The following is a 17,720-nucleotide window of genomic DNA, read 5'->3' as shown; positions in this document are numbered from 1 at the left end:
AATTTTATTAATACGTTTAACTGTCGTAAAATTTTTATACTTTTTTTCTAATTCCATAATTTGGACAATTCCAGTCCCTTTTTTTTAAATTAATATAAGCAGCAGTATTTCAAAATGTTGCATTCAAAAAAAAATACTAAAAATAGTAAAGTATTTTTAGTCACTTATAATTTTGTGCTAAATAATATGCATGCATTGTAAAATGTTTTAAAAATATATACATTTGCCTCATTATGTTATAAATAAAACAACTAAATACTCTTAAATCAATGAAATTACTTAAAATTGCCGGTATTTTTATGACCGTTGGAGTTTCTTTTGCGTGCAACGCACAAACAGCAAAAACCACGGATGTAAAAACAGCCCAAAATACTCCATTTGAATATGTTGCCGAACAATTTGCCGACATAAAAGTATTGCGTTACCAAATTCCAGGATGGGAAAATCTAACGTTAAAAGAACAAAAATTAGTCTATTATCTTACCCAAGCAGGATATTCTGGTCGTGATATAGGTTGGGACCAGCATTACAAATACAACCTGAAAATCAGGAAAGCCCTCGAAAATATTTATGTAAATTATAAAGGGGACAAAACATCGACCGACTGGAAAAATTTTGAAATTTATCTAAAAAGAGTTTGGTTTGCCAACGGAATTCACCATCATTATTCCAACGACAAAATCAAGCCTGCTTTTTCCGCTGCTTACTTTAACGGTTTAATGAAAGCCACCAAAACTACTTTGTCACCAGCCATTGTGGAAGTTCTTTTTAATGATGCCGATACCAAGAAAGTAAATTTGGATGAATCCAAAGGATTGTTGGAAGGTTCTGCCATCAATTTTTATGGTAAAGGAATCTCGGCCAAAGAAGTGGAAGCTTTTTATGCCAAGAAAACAAGTCCCGATGCCAAAAGACCTTATTCGCATGGGTTAAATTCTAAACTGGTTCGCAATTCTAAAGGACAATTGGAAGAAAAAGTATGGAAAAGTGGCGGTATGTACGGTTCGGCCATCGACAAAATCGTTTATTGGTTGGAAAAAGCAAAAAGCGTTGCCGAAAACAAGCCACAAGCAGATGCTCTTGGACTGCTTATCAGTTATTATAAAACAGGAAGTTTAAAAACTTGGGACGATTACAACATCGCTTGGCTTCAAGCCACCGAAGGAAATATTGACTACATCAACAGTTTTATCGAGGTGTACAATGATCCATTGGGATATAGAGGTTCGTATGAAAGCATTATCCAAATCAAGGATTTTGACATGTCCAAAAAAATGGAAGTGGTATCTAAAAACGCCCAATGGTTTGAAGACAATTCTCCCTTGATTACAGAACACAAAAAGAAAAATGTTGTGGGTGTTTCCTATAAAACGGTCGTGGTTGCCGGCGAATCTGGCGATTCGTCTCCAGCAACACCAATTGGAGTCAACTTGCCGAACGCCGACTGGATTCGTGCCGAACATGGTTCGAAATCCGTTTCATTGGGAAATATCATCGATTCTTATGCAAAAGCCGGTGGAAAAGGAAAATTACAAGAATTTGCCAATGATGCCGAAGAGATTGCCTTGGCTGAAAAATATGCCGAATTGGGTGACAAAATGCACACTGCCTTGCACGAAGTGATTGGTCACGCTTCAGGACAAATAAATCCAGGTGTGGGAACTCCCAAAGAAACCTTGAAAAGTTACGCTTCCACTCTCGAAGAGGGTAGAGCCGATTTGGTGGGATTGTATTTTGTTTACAATCCAAAATTGCAGGAAATAGGCCTGGTTGACGATTGGAAAAAACTGGGAATGGAGTCTTATGACAGTTACATTCGCAATGGTTTAATGGGACAATTGGTTCGTTTGGAACCGGGTGCCAATATCGAGGAAGCCCACATGAGAAACCGCCAGTACGTGAGTGCCTGGGCTTTCGAAAAAGGAAAAAAAGACAACGTGATCGAGAAAATTACCCGTGACGGAAAAACCTATTTCAATATCACGGATTACGATAAATTACATGAAATATTTGGACAATTGTTGCGCGAAATTCAACGCATAAAATCCGAAGGTGATTATGAAGCCGGTAAAGCCTTGGTTGAAAATTATGGAGTGAAAGTGGATCAAAAACTACACGCCGAAGTATTGGAAAGAAACAAACAGTTTGCATCAGCACCTTACAGCGGTTTCGTGAATCCTGTTTTGATTCCAAAAGTTGACACAAAAGGAGAAATTATTTCTATTGAAGTAGCACAACCAAAAACCTTCGCGGAACAAATGTTGAATTATTCCAAAAACTATAATTTCCTGCCATTGGAAAACTAAAAAATAGTGGATTGATATAGAAAAAGGATGTCTTGGCGGACATCCTTTTTTTTGTTTCAAAAAGTGTGAAATTATCGCTTAAAATAGATTTTTATCAGGAACAAAATCAAGATGAAAATAATGAATCCAATCAAAATCTTGTAATTTCCCTTATAGAATATTTTGTGCAATTGGGCATCTTTTCTATAGGCAAATACCATTGCGATAACAAAAGCAACAAAAAAAGAAGCTGCAAATACTAATTGTCCTGGACTAAACATATTTAAATTTTTTGCACAAATTTAGGGTTTTGTTTAGTAAAAGTTGCTAATTTGCCGCTTCATTTAATCAAATAAAATTATGCAAAAGCAAATTAATGCCGTAAAGGAATTTCACGTCGCCTTCAAAATAGGACACAATGAAAATCCAGTAGCCGATTTGGGCGAAAACAAGAAAATGCTTCGTTACAATTTGATGAAAGAAGAAAACGAGGAATACCTGGAAGCCGTCCAGAATAATGATTTAGTGGAAATTGCCGATGCATTGGGCGACATGATGTATATTCTTTGCGGAACGATAATAGAACACGGTTTGCAACATAAAATTGAAGAAGTTTTCGACGAAATTCAACGTTCCAACATGAGCAAATTGGGCGAAGACGGACAACCCATTTATCGCGAAGACGGAAAAGTGATGAAAGGACCCAATTATTTCAAACCGGATTTTTCCAAAATACTAAAGTAGTGTTCAGTGATTAGTAGCAGTTTTCAGTTGTTAATCTAAATAAAAAGCGGTTTTTCAAAGTTGAAAAACCGCTTTTGCTTTTTTTCTGTAAACTGCGACTGAACACTGATTACTGAATACTGCCAACTATACTTTAACTGTCCATCCAAAAGGATCATCGGAAAGTTTGTTTTGAAGATTGGTTAGTTTTTCTTTTAAAAGAGAAGCATAAGAATTCTCGACAGGAGCCAGTTCATAATAAACATCCTGATAAGAGAACCCTTTGATAACACTTACAACCGCAGCGGTTCCTGCTCCAAAGATTTCTTTTAAAGTTCCGTTTTTGGCAGCTTCAACTAATTCTGAAACCAACACAGGACGAACTTCTACATTGATGCCTTCGCGTTTTGCCATTTCGATAAGACTTTTTCTGGTAATACCATCCAAAATTCTTTCGCTGGTAGGAGCCGTCAATAAGGTGTCATTAATTCTAAAAAACACGTTCATGGTTCCCGCTTCTTCCAGTTTGGTATGTGTGGCGTCATCCGTCCAGATTACTTGCTGAAAACCTTCTTTGTTGGCCAGATTTGTCGGGTAAAACTGCGCAGCATAATTTCCTGCCGCTTTTGCGGCTCCGATTCCACCATTGGCAGCCCTGCTGAAATGCTCGGCAATCAACACTTTTACTTCACCGGAATAATACGCTTTTGCAGGCGACAAAAGAATCATGAATTTATAATCTTCGGATGGATTGGCGATTACTCCGGCTCCGGTGGCAATCATGAACGGACGGATATACATGCTGCTTCCGTTTCCTTTTTGAATCCATTCTTGGTCTAATTTCAATAATTCATGCAAGCCGTCCATGAAAATTGATTCGGGTACTTCCGGCATGGCCATTCTAACGGCAGATTTATTAAAACGTTTGAAGTTTTCGTCAGGTCTAAACAACCAAATGTCATTATTGTCATCTTTATAAGCTTTCATGCCTTCAAAAATAGCTTGGCCATAATGAAACACTTTTGCAGACGGATCCAATAAAAAAGGGGCATAAGGCTTGACCACAGGTTTTTGCCATTCTCCATTTGTATAGTTACATTCAAATAAATGATCGGTAAAAACTTCTCCAAAATGCAAATTGTCAAAATCCACATCCTTAATTTTTGAAGTTGCGGCTTTTATGATTTCAATTTTGTTGGTCTGTGTTGCACTCATAATTGGTTATTCTATAATTAAAACTATTTTTATAAAAAGTAAGATGATTCTATGCGAATTTACATTTGCAAAATTAAATAAAAATCATCAAAATCCTTGACAAAAAAACATTAATTACAGCATTTAACTGTGATTTATTTATATTCCAAAAAAAATGGAAAATGGGGAGTCGATTTTATGAAATACATAAAAAATTGGAAACTTTGATGGTTATACATAAATGGTATTTGATTAAATTTGGCCAAATATTACAAACTAAACCCTAAATAATCCCAAAATCACTTTGAAAAGAAACATAATTCAAACCCGCGACGGCTCCACCACCATCCATATCGAAGATTGGGACGAATGTTATCATTCCAGATTTGGCGCCATTCAGGAAGCCCAACACGTTTTTATAAAAAAAGGACTTTCCTTGTTTGAAAACAAGGCAGTTTCCATTTTGGAAATTGGATTTGGAACCGGTTTGAATGCTTTTGTCACTTTTTTGGAAGCCCAAAAATGGAATCAAACCATCAATTACGTTGGCGTTGAAGCCTATCCAGTTTCTGCTGAGGAAGCGGCATTGATGAATTATGTAGCCGAATTGGATGCCGAAAATGAAAGACACATCTTCGAAAAAATGCACGAATGCCGTTGGGAAGAAAAAACAAGTTTCGGCGACAATTTTTATTTGACCAAAAGGAAACAATTTTTTGCCGATATTGATGATGTTGAACAATTTGACTTGATTTATTTTGATGCTTTCGGCTATGACGTCCAACCCGAATTGTGGAGCACCGCCATTTTTCAAAAAATGTATGAAGCCCTTAAGCCAAAAGGAGTTTTGGTGACTTATGCCGCCCGAAGCGTTATCAAAAGAAGCATGATAGAAGCAGGTTTTGTGGTCGAAAAACTCGAAGGAGCTCCCGGAAAACGCGAAATGTTTCGTGCCAAAAAAAACTAATGTTTTGTTTTAAAAACGTTTGTTTGAACAATAGAAAACAGCATAATTCGTTGTTAAATTGAGCATATTGTAAAAATAAAATTGTATTTTTACAACGTTTTAGAATAATGAGCTAACCCCTAAATCTTGATTTATCATGTCTAAAGTAATGTATGATTATACTAAGTCCGTACTGGAAAGAGTGAGTTTTGATCCCCTGCTTTTTTGCAAAGAGTTAGAAAAAGCAATAAAAGCTTTATTACCCTACGAAATGGAGCTATTAAGAGAATGGCTTTTAACTTTTACCATCGAAAAACCAGAATTAAAGCAATATTTAATAATTGTAAATTCATAAAAAAAATAGCCGCCCCAAAAAAATGAGGCGGTTTTTTTTATTTCTTCTGTATTGGACTAATAATCTGTACGTTTTGGAAAGCAATTGCCCCTTTTACCACTCCCGCAATGGTGCTTCTCAACGCATCAATGATATGTATTTTCAATTCGTTTTTGGGATAAATTAAGCTTACTTCACGCGCTGGTTTGGGTTCCTTGAAATGTCTCAATTTTGATTTGTCTTTTTCTTTTAAATCCAGGGTGTGCAAATAGGGCAGGAGCGTGGTTCCCAATCCTTCGTCGGCCAATTTTATCAAGGTTTCAAAACTGCCGCTTTCCAATTGAAAGGTGTTTTTATTGGAAACGCTTTGGCTTTTGCATAAATTTAGAATCCCGTCGCGAAAGCAATGTCCGTCTTGCAGCAATAGAATATCATCGATATTCAAGTCGGAAAATTCTATTTCGTTTTTTTGTGAAATGGCATAACTTTCCGGAATATAAGCCACGAAAGGTTCGTAATACAACACAATTTCCTTTATTTTTTCGTCTTCCAATGGTGTAGCGGCAATGGCTGCATCCAGATGGCCGTTTTTTAAACGAGTAATAATGTCTTCAGTATTGAGCTCCTCTATGATGAGTTTAATTTTGGGATATTTTTTGATGAAATTATTCAAGAACATCGGCAAAAGCGTCGGCATGATCGTTGGAATTATTCCCAATCGGAACTCGCCTCCAATAAATCCCTTTTGGTGTTCGACGATATCCTTTATTCTGTCGGCTTCAATGACGATGTTTTTGGCTTGATTGACTATTTTTTGACCAATGTCCGTAAGCTGGATTGGTTTTTTGCTTCGGTCAAATATCTGGACATTCAATTCTTCTTCTATTTTCTGGATTTGCATGCTTAATGTTGGTTGGGTAACAAAACATTTTTCGGCGGCAAGGGTAAAATTTTTATGTTCGGCCACGGCCAAAACATATTGCAGTTGGGTAATTGTCATTATATAGTATTTTGTGATGCAAATATAAAAACAATCAATTTAATTTATAGTGTGCCGGCTTTGTTATTTTTTAAATTTGTTAAAAATTAAAATTATGAAACTAAACAGTATTGGACTACCGAGTCAAGAAGCCGAAGTTTTGGCAACCGAATTGAATGTTTTATTGGCCAATTTTCAAGTATATTATCAAAATTTGAGAGGTTTGCATTGGAATATTCGCGGTAAACGTTTTTTCGACTTGCATTTAAAATTTGAAGAATTGTACAATGACAGCCAATTAAAAATAGATTTAATTGCTGAACGTGTCTTGACTTTAGACGGAATTCCGTTTCACACATTCGAAGATTATATCAAGCACAACCAACTCGAAATTGGAAAAAACATCCACAATGACGAGAAAGCCATCGAATTGATTGTTTCCTCGTTGTCAAAATTGCTCCTTATTGAAAGAGACATCCTTAAAAAATCGGGCGAGATTGACGACGAGGGAACTAACTCTATGATGGGTGATTTTATTACCGAACAGGAAAAAACCATTTGGATGTTGAAAGCTTGGCAACAAGAATAATCAAATCAAATACTCTTGATGTCTTGTATTGCCAATAATTTTTCTATTTTTGAGGAACCAAAAACAACAACTTCAATGAGCGATTTTTATAATAAAATATTAGAAAGAAACAAAAAATGGGTTGAGGAATCCTTGACCCTTGATCCCAATTATTTTCAAGATTTGGCCAAAGGGCAATCTCCGCCCTTGCTCTGGATAGGATGTTCGGATAGTAGGGTGCCGGCAAACGAAATCATCGGAGCAAAACCGGGTGAGACTTTTGTGCACAGAAATATTGCCAATATGGTCATTCACTCGGACATGAACATGTTGAGTGTCTTGGATTATGCCGTAAATGTACTGAAAGTCAAGCACGTATTGGTTTGTGGACATTATGGTTGTGGAGGGATAAAGGCTGCCATGAAGAATGATTCGGTGGGCATTATTGACAACTGGATTCGCCACATCAAGGATGTGTATCGTTTTCATCACAAGGAGTTGGATGCCATCGAGGACGAAACCAAACGTTTCAATCGATTTGTCGAATTGAACGTGATTGAGCAAGTCTATGATTTGGCCAAAACCTCGATTGTGCAATCGGCTTGGAAAAAAGGGCAAGAACTCTCCATTCACGGTTGGGTTTACGGTTTGAATTCGGGTTATGTGACCGATTTGAACGTGAATTTCAGTTCGGACAAGGATTTAGACAATGTGTATCAATTGAAGTTTTAGATAAACATATATTGTGTATTGAAAATCAGTTGTATTGATAAAAATTTAAAAGCCTCTAATTTGCAAATTAGGGGCTTTTTTTTAGGCAGGAATAAATGAGTTTTTAATCTTCGTGATCCAAATTTTCATTGAAAGCCGACGGCAAAAGCGTTGGGATGAATTTGATGAAAATTGGCAGCAACAAACTGCCGCCGGGCAATAAGAATATGGCCAGCGAGGGTATGGTTTTGCAAATATCCAACAGTTGTTTCCTCACTTTTTTCTTTTCTTTTTCGTTTAAATCCCTTCTGGTGGAATAGGCCAAGAGCAACATCAATTCTTTGCTTTGGACAATCTCCTTGACCAGCCTGTTTTTGTTGCGGCCAATGAGTGTTACAACAGTTTGCGTGGTTTGGTCGTAAAAATGTTTGACCGGATTGGAATATTTAAAATAGGGGATTTCGTTTTTGTATTTTGTGATGAATTCATTGGTTTTCTCCATGCATTCGGTGACAAAATCATCGGGGACGCCCATTAATTCGGCTAATTTGTATAGAAAATAAGCTTCATTGTTTTCGATGACTCCATCGCTCCACAAGGCCATTCCCGCCATGTCGATCAAATAGTTTTGTTCCAATTCCTTGGTGAAATAATCCAATTTCAGTTCTTCGAGGTTTTTGATGTTGACTTTCGAAAATTTGCTGTAACGAACCGAGGATTCGAACAATTTTATCAATAAATCGTCGTATTTTGACTTGGTGGATTTGGTTTTCAACGCCAGCGAAACGATGCTGATGATGGCTTCTTCTATTTTTTTTAAATATTTTTCCGGAATTTTCCCGTGAATCAAGTATTGGCGAAAAGCCAAAACGTCTATAAAAAGCAACGCATTGGTGACAATATGCGAAAAGTTTTTGCTGATGATGTCGATATTGGTTTGAACGCGGCTGTCGATTATTTTTTCCAGAGTAACCGAAGCGGAGTCGTCGGGCAATATTTTCTTGAACAAACTAAACCCTTGCGGATTCATTTCATTGTAAAAGGCGACTGCTTTCGAAACAAATTTTTCTTGATTGTTTTCCCCCGTGGTTAATTCGTAAACGCCATACAGGGTATTGAGCAGAGCCACTTTGGAAATCTCGTTCTGGAGCCAGCCTTTAGTTACAATTTGGAAAGGGATATTGAAAGAAACGATATGGCCATAAATAAACCCTGTTTCCCTAACCTTTTTGTAAAATAGATCAGGTTGCATTTCAGCAGCAAGCAAAGAGGAATTTTGCTTCAAGAAAAATTTGTCTATCCAACCAACTGCCGAGGGGTTAATCATTGCTTTTTTTTGAGTTGCAAAGCTATGTTTTTTTATGAATTTTTAGAAAAATTATGCTCTTGATTTTTTATTTTCACGACAAAGATTCATGATTTGGGTTATTCGGTTATTTCGAGTTTCTTCTCTTTTGGCTTGATTGAGCCAATAAAGATAACTTTTTCTGTAGGATGGACTGAAATTTTTATAATTTTCAAAAGCCGTTTCATTTTGCTTGAATGCCCTTTTTAAATCATCTGGAATAAGTAACTCTTCAACCGCATCCGAGGAAGTCCAGGAACCGTTTTGCTTGGCGATTTCGATTTTGGCCAAGCCACTTTCGTGAACGAGATTTTCCTTGAGGAGTTTTTCGATATAGGTTTTGTTGAGTTTGCTCCAAACACTTTTGTCTTTTCTTGGCGAGAACACTTGTTTTCGGCGTTCTTCGTCCATCTTTTTTACTGTCGAATCGATCCAGCCGTAGCAAATTGCCACTTGAACGGCTTCTTCCCAGCGCATGCTTTCCATTTTGCTGCCCACTTTGTAGAAAATAAGGCAAATGCCAGTGGATTTATCATGGTTTTCGTGCAACCATTCCCGCCATTCTTTGGCATTTTTGAAATAATGGTGTTCTTTTTTGTCCAACTATTTTGAGGTTATTTTGACACAGATTTGCTTCGCCTATTCGCAATCGCTCGGGTCACAAATTGACACAAATTAATCTGTGACAATTTGTAAAATCTGTGTCAATGTATAATTAGTGTAAAACTATTTAATGATTGCCGAACAAGCCACTCTGGCACCGGCATTTCCTGCAGGTTGGGAGGTGAAATCATCGGCACCTTGATGTACGATCAATCCTTTTCCAAGAATGTTTTTAGTTGCATCTTCGCCACCAATAGCCCATTCATCGGTTGTTAAAGTGATGGTTCCGTTTCCTTTTTCGTCAGCCATGAAATTGCCAATGTCTCCTCTGTGGTATTCGCCAACGCCCCATTTCCCGTGTTTTTTGAAGGTTGGATTCCAGTGTCCTCCGGCGGAACTTCCGTCAGCGGCGGTACAATCTGATTTTTCGTGAATGTGGATGGCGTGAATTCCGGGAGTTAATCCCGACAGTTTGGCCACGAAAGTCACTTTGCCCTTCTTTTCCGTAAAGGTGGCAGTTCCGGTTACGTTACTGTTGCTTTTTGATTCGAACGTGATGTTCAAATTCTTGGAATCAGAGGAATTGCTGTTGGTTTTGCATCCAATAAGGATGGCTAGGAGCAGTGCCGCGGAGAGGATTATTTTTTTCATTGTATTTGGTTTAGATTGTTTCTACAATATTAGGGATTATAAAAATATAAAAAACTAAAGTTATCTTAAAATCGACTTTGTCCAGTTGATATGAATATCATTTCTGGTAATTATTTGTCATACCACAACCTAGGTTTATCCATGACTTATCTATGGCTTATCTATGGCTTATCTATGGCTTTGAGTAGGCTTTGACCCGTCCTCTTAAAAACATTAAATTTGAGGACAACTAATTTACGTTTATGTAAAAACGAACCCTGTTTTGTTTACATAAATGTAAAACATTTTGGCAGTATCTTTTGGTAATTTATTGAATTACAGCAGGTTGAATTTAATGGCACGAGGCTTGTAAAACGAGATAAAGAATTAACCCAATAAATATATATCATGAAATTAAGTGCACAAAACCAATTAAAAGGGAAAATCCTCAAAGTGGATGTGGGATTGATTACTGCAAAAGTCTTGCTTGACTTGGGTAATGGAAATGTAATCTCGTCCATCATATCCAAAGATGCCATTTCCGATTTGAATTTAAAACCGGGCGACGAAGCATTTGCCGTCATCAAATCGACGGAAGTGATTATTGGAGTTCCTTGTGAGTGTAAAGACGGTAAATGTGATTGCAAATAATCATGATTGAGGTAGAATGTCATATCTCCATCAAGAAAGATGGCAATAGCTTTTTGAATGCAACAAAAACCGAACTGCTCAAAGAAATTGTTCAGAGCGGTAGTTTGAGTGGTGCGGCCAAAAAACTCAAGATTTCTTATCAACACGCCTGGAATATGATAGAAGAGATGAATCGAGTGGCTCCAGAGCTTTTGGTCATTATGCAACGAGGAGGAACCAATGGAGGAGGAGCAATGATCTCGGCTTATGGCGAAAGAATCCTTGGCGAGTATCGGCAAATTCAAGAGCAATTTGACAAGATGGTCAGCCAGATTAATGTAGAAATCAACCTTTAGCTTTTTTTTGCGTATCGTTATCTATTTTAGTTTATATCGAATAAGTAAAATTTTAAAACAAAAAAAGCCCGAAACTTAATCGCTGCAATGATTATGAAGTTCCGAGCATTAATACCTAAAAAGAAATATCAACATTCAAAATCACAAAATGAAAAAGATTTACACGCTATTGGGCTCAAGTTTTATTGCTTTAGTCCCTATTTGCGAAGCCTCTGGACAAACCGAGAAAGACACCAAATTAAAACAGGATTTTAGCAAACCACTCGCCGATACCCTAACTCCAGCACTCGAACTTAAGGAAGTGGTGGTAACGGCTTCCCGCACCCAAGAAACTATTTTGCGTTCGCCCATCAGCATTGAACAATTACAATCGGCTGATGCCAAAAAATATGGTTCTCCTACTCATTTTGATGGCTTGGAAAACTTGAAAAATGTGCAAATCATCATTCCCAGTCTAGGTTTCAAAGTCATCAACACCCGGGGATTTGCCAACACCACCAATGTTCGATTTGCCCAATTAATAGACGGAATAGACAATCAGGCACCGCATTTGGGCGCACCCATAGCCAATGCTCTTGGCGCCAATGACCTTGACATCGATAAAATTGAAGTGATTCCGGGTTCGGCTGCCGCTTTATACGGAATGAACGCCATCAATGGATTGGCCAACATCCAGACCCAAAATCCGTTTCAGTACCAGGGAATGAGCATTCAACAATTGACGGGCGTGAATCATGTCGGGAATGTTGATCGTTTTTCTCCCCAACTTTTTACCACAACCAATTTGCGTTATGCCCAAGCATTCAACTCGAAAATGGCTTTCAAAATCAATGCTTCCATCACTAATGGAACCGATTGGGTTGCCGACAACCGAACCGATTTGGCTCCAAACCTGAATGCGTCAACCAATTTGTATGGCGATGACAATCCGGCTTATGACGAGGTAAATGGCTATGGAAACGAATCGGCCAACCGAAAAACATTGACTTTGAACGGCAAAAAATACGTGGTTTCCAGAACAGGTTACAGAGAAACCGAGATTGCGGATTATGGTATCGAGAATTACAAATGGGATGCCGGCTTGTATTTTCGACCCAAAAAAGGGCACGAATTAGCCATAACTTACAAAGGAGCTTTAATTAATACAGTCTATCAACGTTCCAACCGTTTTAGATTAGAAGATTACAAGTTAAGTCAATATGCGATTGATTACCATACGGATGTTTTTATGGTTCGAGGATATTTGACACAGGAAAACACGGGCAAGTCATACAATATGCGCTCCTTGGCAGAAAATATGGATCGGGCTTTTAAATCCGACGATAAATGGTTTTCCGATTATACCACGGCCTACAATAATGCCGTAACCAATGGATCGGTCGTTGCCGATGCCCATAAAATAGCCAGAACAACATCGGATGAGGGAAGATTTGTTCCCGGCACTGCTGCTTATGAACAAAAGAAAGAAGAGTTGGTCAACATCAACAATTGGGATTATGGTGCGGCACTTCGCGTAAAATCAAGTCTCGTTCATTCGGAAGGCTTGTTGAACTGGGACAAGGCTTTTACCGACTTTTTCACGAAAATTGGGGTACAACTCCTAAGTGGATTTGATTATAGAACCTATATCATTGTTCCAGACGGCAATTATTTTATCAATCCAGAGCATAATGGTGAAAACTTAACTTATGGAAAAACAGGCGGATTCACCCAATTGAGCAAAGATTTATTTAGTAAAAAATTACGTTTGAGTGCCTCCATTCGCGGCGACAAAGCCGATTATTTTGAAGTGAAGTTCACGTCAAGATTTACCGCGGTATATTCTCCGAAAGAGGCGGTCAACTTCCGGGCTTCTTATCAAAGTGGTTACCGATTTCCGAGTATTTTTGAAGGTTTTTCCAATGTAAACAGTGGTGGCGTCAAAAGAGTGGGAGGATTGCGAATCATGTCGGACGGTATTTTCGAAAACTCTTATACGAAAGTGTCCATCGACAAGTTTCAGGCTCAAGTAACCAGTGACCTCAACACTCTTGGCCTGACACAAGCCCAAGCGATTGACAAAAACAAAGCTATCATTCAGAAAAATCCTTACACGTATTTAGAACCAGAATTTGTTCGTTCTTTTGAATTTGGATTCAGGGGTCTTGCCCTAAAAAAGAGTTTGTTAATTGATGCCGACTTTTATTACAATCGTTACGAAAATTTTATTGCCCAAGTAGAAGCCAGTATCCCGAACACAAGCAATCCGGCACAAATACCAACTGCTCTTTATTCGAAAACTACCCAGAGCCGTTACCGTTTGTGGACCAATTCCAAAAGTAAAATCTACAATTATGGAAGCAGCTTGGGGTTGAAATACCGCTACAATTCTGTATTCTCGTTTTTGGGGAATCTAACGTATTCCAAATTGGATCGAACCGATGAGCAAGACGGATTGGAAGACGGTTTCAATACTCCACAAATCATGGCCAACGGAACAGTTATAGTCGAAAATTTATGGAGAAATCTTGGAGTAAGCGTCACCTATCGCCAACAAAGCCCATACGACTATGTTTCTTTCTTGGTCAGCGGGGAAGTGCCGTCTTACTGGGCAATGGATGCCCAAATCAATTATGATTTCAAAAAGCCAGGAGTTGTTGCCAAACTTGGAGGAATCAATTTCCTGAACAAGCCGTATTATTCCATATTGGGAGGCCCACAAATAGGTGCTTTTTATTATTTGTCATTAACCTGGAATGTTGGTGAAATCTAAAAAGAAACTTCAAAACATTGATTTGTCCATAGTAGCCATTACAAAAACCAACTTAAATTAATGCTATTGAACAATTCCCATACCTGACAGGTTTTTTGAAACCTGTTAGGTAGTTGCGGCTATAAATTCCTTTGGAGTAGTGACCTAGAAAATGATCAATCAAACTAGCAGTATTTAGAAGAAATTGACTGCCAAATAAATTATAAACCAAGATACTTTGTAATGCTTGGATTTGTCTTCTTGAAGTTTTTTAATTTGGTATTTCTTAAACAAGAAAGGCTGCGCAACTAAATAACCCGATAAACTTAGGGTTTTAATAGTAGTGTGCAGGTATTACAACTGTTCCTAAGGCTTTCAGATTTTTATAATAGTCTAATTTGAATTCAGCAGTAATTACGAAACCATTTCCGATATAAGGTAGTGCATCGTTTGCAGTAATTTAGAAAACCAAATGTACATTTTTGTCCTGAATTATATTTCAAAGCAAAAAAACAAATTCTTAAATCATTCTAAATTAGTGATATTTAGGTTTGTAAGTAATTTTTTTTCTATATTCGTCAAAAGATATACTTTACTCCCTGAGAGCAGTTGTAACTAGACCAATAACTAATTGGGTTTATAGTATATTTGTAAGAATAAGTTATTTAAATTTTATTCAGGTTAATCAAAAAATTAATTAATCGCAAAAAACAAAAAGAAAAATGAAGAAAAAATTTCTATTGATCTATTCAATGCTTCTTGGAGTGTTGCTAATTACTTTTAGTGGCATTGCCCAAGAAAAAGTTCCGCCGTTTAATGGCGTCGTTAAGCTCGATGTTCGTGATTCGAAAGCAGATTGGACTTCTTTCATCCGTAAAAAAGCGCCAGATGGATCTCCCAACATTTTATTTATTCTTTATGATGATACCGGTCTAGCGGCATGGTCACCTTATGGAGGGAGAATTAACATGCCTACGATGGATAAATTGGCTGCCGATGGTTTGACTTATACACAGTGGCAAACCGTGGCTCTTTGTTCTCCAACTCGTTCTTGTATAAATACTGGTCGCAACCATAACCTGAACGGTATGGGAGCCATCACCGAAGGAGCCAATGGATTTCCGGGTTATAGCTGCCAGTTGCCTGCACAGGCTGCTACCATGGCACAAATTCTTAACGACAATGGTTGGAGTACATTTTGGTTAGGAAAAGACCATAATGTTCCGGAAACTGATTTATCTGCTGGAGCCAATAAAAGTCAGTGGCCTTTGCAACAAGGATATGACCGTTTTTATGGTTTTATTGGTGGAGAAACCAACCAGTTTTATCCTGATTTGACCGAAGACAACCACGCTATCGAAGCACCTTATGGTCCTGAAAAAGGCTATCATTTATCCAAAGATTTAGCAGACCAAGCCATCAAAATGATTGGTGACCAGAAATCGGCCAATCCTTCCAAGCCTTGGTTTATGTGGTATTGTCCGGGAGCCAATCACGCTCCTCATCAAGCGCCAGCCGATTATATAGCCAAATACAAGGGGAAATTTGATGATGGCTATGATGCTTATCGCAAATGGGTTATGCCAAGAATGATTGAAAAAGGTATTTTGCCAAAAGGAACAAAACTTACCGAATGGAACCCTATGCCGGCAGATATGGCCAATCCGGCAGATGCAGTGCGTCCGTGGGAATCACTTAGCGCTGATGAAAAGAAATTGTTCTCCCGTTTGTGTGAAGTATATGCTGCATTTTCTGAATATACCGATGTCCAAATTGGTCGCATTGTTGATTATTTAAAAAAGACTGGACAATATGAAAATACAGTCATTATGTATGCCTCGGATAACGGAGCTTCGGGGGAAGGCACGCCAAACGGTTCCGTGAATGAAAATAAATTTTTCAATGGTTTTCCTGACGATCTAGCCGAAAACATGAAGCTGATTGACGAGTTGGGTGGGCCAAATACTTATGAGCATTATCCAACGGGATGGGCTGCCGCTTTATCCACTCCTTTCAAAATGTTCAAACGCTATGCCAACTATGCGGGAGGTACCGATTGTCCGTTAACCATTACTTGGCCAAAAGGAATTAAAGCCCGTGGCGAAGTTCGCAACCAATACCATCACGCCGTTGATATTGTGCCTACCATTCTTGAAATATGTGGAGTGGAAATGCCAAAAGTGTATCGTGGAGTGGAGCAATATCCACTATCAGGGGTTTCGATGAAGTATAGTTTTGACGCCAAACCGAATGACCCGTCACAAAAACATGTGCAATATTTTGCCATGTTGGGTACCCGTGCCATTTGGCAAGACGGTTGGAAAGCCGTTGCGGTTCATGCTCCTTTGACGGATCATGGTAAATTTGACCAAGATAAATGGGAGTTGTATCACGTAGATGTAGATCGTTCGGAGTCTATTGATTTGGCTAAAAAAAATCCTGAAAAACTGGAAGAATTAAAGCAATTATGGTTGGAGGAAGCCAATAAAAATCAAGCTTTGCCGCTAGATGATCGTACTGCCATACAAATCTTAAATATTGATAGACCAACGGAAGAAAAACCAACAGATAGTTATACCTATTATCCGCATACCAGTCAAGTTCCAGAAGCGGTGGCTGTTAGTGTTAGAGGTAAATCGTTCAAGATTGTTGCCAATGTTGAGATTACTGCCGATGCTAAAGGAGTAATTTTTGCCCATGGTTCTCGTTTTGGAGGGCATAGCTTGTTTATAAAAGACCACAAATTGTATTATGTGTATAATTTCCTTGGTATCAAAGAACAACAATTAGTATCTACAGAAATATTAAAACCCGGAAAACACACTTTTGGCATGGAGTTTACCAAAGAAAAGGCTGGTGAACACCATGAGTCTATAGGGACAGCCAAATTGTATATCAATGACAAAGCAGTTGCCACTGGAGCAATGACGGCTCAAGTAGGTAAATTTACCCTTGTTGGAGATGGTTTATGTGTGGGCTGGGATAGCGGAGACCCTGTCAGCAAACAATACTCTTCTCCAGGAGAATTTGAAGGAGGAGAAATCAGTTTTGTGACTGTTAATACCGGAAAAGAGCAATATCTTGATTTAGAAAGAGAAGCAGCCAGAGCTTTCAGCAAGGAATAAGTACTATTCAGTTATCTGGATTTAAAAACCAGCGGTCATCAATTAATTTGGTGGCCGTTTTTTTTTAGATTACTGCAAAAGATAGCATTTGTTTTTGTTTTTTATAAATTTAATTCGCTAAATTTGAGGCGGTTATGTGTTTAATTGTTGTTAAAAACTTTGAATCACATGCAACACAAAATCAAATTCACCTTGTTGTTACTCTTTCTAACAACACTGTACAGTTTTGGTCAACAACAGCAAGCCAATCAACGTATGCTTGTGGGGGAATGGTCCAGAACCGAGACCCCTTATCAACTTAAAATTACGGAAGCACTTGATAACGGAAAATTGGAAGTGTCCTATTTTGATCCAAAATCAATTACCATCGGGAAAGCCCATTGGATTAAAAATGAGGCCATCTTGTCTGTTTATGTGGAATTGATGGATGAAAACAATCCAGGATATTATTATAAATTAAATTATAAGGTGGAACGCGACATACTGGTGGGCAACTATTACCAGCCAGATGGCGAACTTGTGCAGACAGTGGAGTTTGTCAGGACAAAACAATAGCATAT

The 17,720-nt window shown here is 38.1% G+C and carries 16 protein-coding genes; 11 read left to right on the top strand and 5 right to left on the bottom strand.

Annotated features, from left to right (window positions below; genetic code table 11):
- Nucleotides 1-269: 269 nt before the first annotated feature.
- Nucleotides 270-2,306, top strand: coding sequence for a dipeptidyl-peptidase 3 family protein (locus OZP13_RS06400; protein WP_281299055.1), 2,037 nt, complete (start codon nt 270-272; stop codon nt 2,304-2,306).
- 339 nt (nt 2,307-2,645) lie between these two features.
- Nucleotides 2,646-3,029: a nucleoside triphosphate pyrophosphohydrolase family protein gene (locus OZP13_RS06390; RefSeq protein WP_269243038.1), complete on the top strand. Its 384-nt coding sequence runs from the start codon at nt 2,646-2,648 to the stop codon at nt 3,027-3,029.
- Between the two features lie 126 nt (nt 3,030-3,155).
- Here the strand turns inward: OZP13_RS06390 and OZP13_RS06385 are convergent, their stop codons facing one another.
- Nucleotides 3,156-4,223, bottom strand: a complete 1,068-nt coding sequence (locus OZP13_RS06385; RefSeq protein ID WP_281299053.1) for a branched-chain amino acid aminotransferase — start codon at nt 4,221-4,223, stop codon at nt 3,156-3,158.
- A 283-nt stretch (nt 4,224-4,506) separates the two neighbouring features.
- Between OZP13_RS06385 and mnmC2 the strand changes: the two genes are divergently transcribed.
- The gene (mnmC2, locus tag OZP13_RS06380) at nt 4,507-5,169 is read left to right on the top strand and encodes a tRNA (5-methylaminomethyl-2-thiouridine)(34)-methyltransferase MnmC2 (RefSeq protein WP_281299052.1); all 663 of its coding nucleotides are present in this window, start codon (nt 4,507-4,509) and stop codon (nt 5,167-5,169) included.
- Between the two features lie 136 nt (nt 5,170-5,305).
- On the top strand, nt 5,306-5,503 hold the full coding sequence (locus OZP13_RS06375; protein WP_269243036.1) for a hypothetical protein: 198 nt from the start codon (nt 5,306-5,308) through the stop codon (nt 5,501-5,503).
- Nucleotides 5,504-5,540: 37 nt separating this feature from the next.
- Here OZP13_RS06375 and OZP13_RS06370 read toward each other — a convergent pair whose 3' ends face one another.
- On the bottom strand, nt 5,541-6,482 hold the full coding sequence (locus OZP13_RS06370) for a LysR substrate-binding domain-containing protein (RefSeq protein WP_269243035.1): 942 nt from the start codon (nt 6,480-6,482) through the stop codon (nt 5,541-5,543).
- A gap of 94 nt (nt 6,483-6,576) precedes the next feature.
- Between OZP13_RS06370 and OZP13_RS06365 the strand changes: the two genes are divergently transcribed.
- Both OZP13_RS06365 and can read left to right on the top strand, forming a co-directional pair.
- Nucleotides 6,577-7,050, top strand: a complete 474-nt coding sequence (locus tag OZP13_RS06365; RefSeq protein ID WP_269243034.1) for a Dps family protein — start codon at nt 6,577-6,579, stop codon at nt 7,048-7,050.
- Between the two features lie 75 nt (nt 7,051-7,125).
- Nucleotides 7,126-7,761 carry a carbonate dehydratase gene (can, locus tag OZP13_RS06360; RefSeq protein WP_281299051.1) on the top strand — a complete coding sequence of 212 codons (636 nt, stop codon included), beginning with the start codon at nt 7,126-7,128 and terminating at the stop codon, nt 7,759-7,761.
- A gap of 103 nt (nt 7,762-7,864) precedes the next feature.
- Here can and OZP13_RS06355 read toward each other — a convergent pair whose 3' ends face one another.
- The 3 genes from OZP13_RS06355 to OZP13_RS06345 form a co-directional block, all read right to left on the bottom strand.
- Nucleotides 7,865-9,067, bottom strand: a complete 1,203-nt coding sequence (locus tag OZP13_RS06355) for an LETM1-related biofilm-associated protein (RefSeq protein ID WP_269243032.1) — start codon at nt 9,065-9,067, stop codon at nt 7,865-7,867.
- A gap of 51 nt (nt 9,068-9,118) precedes the next feature.
- A complete protein-coding gene (locus OZP13_RS06350) occupies nt 9,119-9,688 on the bottom strand; it encodes a YdeI/OmpD-associated family protein (protein ID WP_281299050.1) in 570 nt (189 codons plus the stop codon).
- A gap of 123 nt (nt 9,689-9,811) precedes the next feature.
- Entirely contained in the window at nt 9,812-10,339 is a 528-nt protein-coding gene (locus OZP13_RS06345; RefSeq protein ID WP_269243030.1) for a superoxide dismutase family protein, read from the bottom strand.
- A gap of 387 nt (nt 10,340-10,726) precedes the next feature.
- On the opposite strand from OZP13_RS06345, the gene OZP13_RS06340 reads away from it, so the two are divergent.
- From OZP13_RS06340 to OZP13_RS06320, 5 genes are all read left to right on the top strand, one after another.
- Nucleotides 10,727-10,969 carry a TOBE domain-containing protein gene (locus OZP13_RS06340; protein WP_269243029.1) on the top strand — a complete coding sequence of 81 codons (243 nt, stop codon included), beginning with the start codon at nt 10,727-10,729 and terminating at the stop codon, nt 10,967-10,969.
- Nucleotides 10,970-10,971: 2 nt separating this feature from the next.
- Nucleotides 10,972-11,304, top strand: a complete 333-nt coding sequence (locus tag OZP13_RS06335) for a winged helix-turn-helix domain-containing protein (RefSeq protein ID WP_281299049.1) — start codon at nt 10,972-10,974, stop codon at nt 11,302-11,304.
- A gap of 148 nt (nt 11,305-11,452) precedes the next feature.
- Nucleotides 11,453-14,056: a TonB-dependent receptor gene (locus tag OZP13_RS06330; RefSeq protein ID WP_281299048.1), complete on the top strand. Its 2,604-nt coding sequence runs from the start codon at nt 11,453-11,455 to the stop codon at nt 14,054-14,056.
- A gap of 701 nt (nt 14,057-14,757) precedes the next feature.
- Nucleotides 14,758-17,160: an arylsulfatase gene (locus OZP13_RS06325; protein WP_281299047.1), complete on the top strand. Its 2,403-nt coding sequence runs from the start codon at nt 14,758-14,760 to the stop codon at nt 17,158-17,160.
- A gap of 168 nt (nt 17,161-17,328) precedes the next feature.
- Complete coding sequence (locus tag OZP13_RS06320) at nt 17,329-17,715, top strand: hypothetical protein (protein WP_269243022.1); 387 nt, start codon at nt 17,329-17,331, stop codon at nt 17,713-17,715.
- Nucleotides 17,716-17,720: the final 5 nt, after the last annotated feature.

The organism is Flavobacterium limnophilum (genome assembly GCF_027111315.2).
Classification (GTDB): domain Bacteria; phylum Bacteroidota; class Bacteroidia; order Flavobacteriales; family Flavobacteriaceae; genus Flavobacterium; species Flavobacterium limnophilum.
This window is presented reverse-complemented; position numbering and strand designations above follow the sequence as displayed.